This is a genomic window from Streptosporangium carneum (assembly GCF_027922005.1).
GTDB lineage: Bacteria > Actinomycetota > Actinomycetes > Streptosporangiales > Streptosporangiaceae > Streptosporangium > Streptosporangium carneum.
The window spans coordinates 1-601 of sequence record NZ_BSEV01000114.1; the positions used below are offsets into that span (position 1 = coordinate 1).

A 601-nucleotide genomic window follows, 5' to 3' on the forward strand; every position below is an offset into this window, starting at 1 on the left:
CGGACAGCTTCCTAGTGGAACACAGCCGCCGGCATCTTCGGGCGATCGCACACAAGATCGGCTGGCCGGTCTCGCTGACGGTTCGCATCGGCACGCATATGGTCGTGCGCGATTCGACCCACGCGGACACCTCGCTGACTTTCGAGCGGTATTATCCGGGCTTCCGCCTGCCGCTGATGGACTGCGCTTCGGGCCGGGTGTGCCTTGCGCATATGACGCCGGAACAGCTCGACCGCGTCATGGACTGGGTTTCGCTCGTCGGCTCGCCGTCGGAGCAGGACCTGACTGCCTACGTCTCGGTCAACACGCTCAACAAGATCCGCGAAGAAGGCTACGCGGCGATCGGTTGGGGCCAGCACAACCTGACGCCGGGCAAGACCTCGTCGGTGGCGGTGCCGATCTTCCGCGACGGCCAGTTCGAAGCGGCGCTGACGATGATCTACTTCGCCGCCGCCATGAAGCAGGGTGAGGCGGTGGAACGCCACCTTGCGGAACTCAAGGCGACGGCGGCAGCGATCACCGAAGAGATCAACTGCACCGAACTGCCGGACATGGAGTTTCCGGTTCTCAACTGATCGGAATCATCCGAAGGTCGCACGAA

The 601-nt window shown here is 63.4% G+C and carries 1 protein-coding gene; it reads left to right on the forward strand.

The window, feature by feature from the left end; genetic code table 11:
* Positions 1-575, forward strand: a 575-nt coding sequence (locus tag PKF00_RS44950; protein ID WP_271223765.1) for an IclR family transcriptional regulator, incomplete at its 5' end; no start/stop codon positions are given.
* Positions 576-601 lie beyond the last annotated feature (26 nt).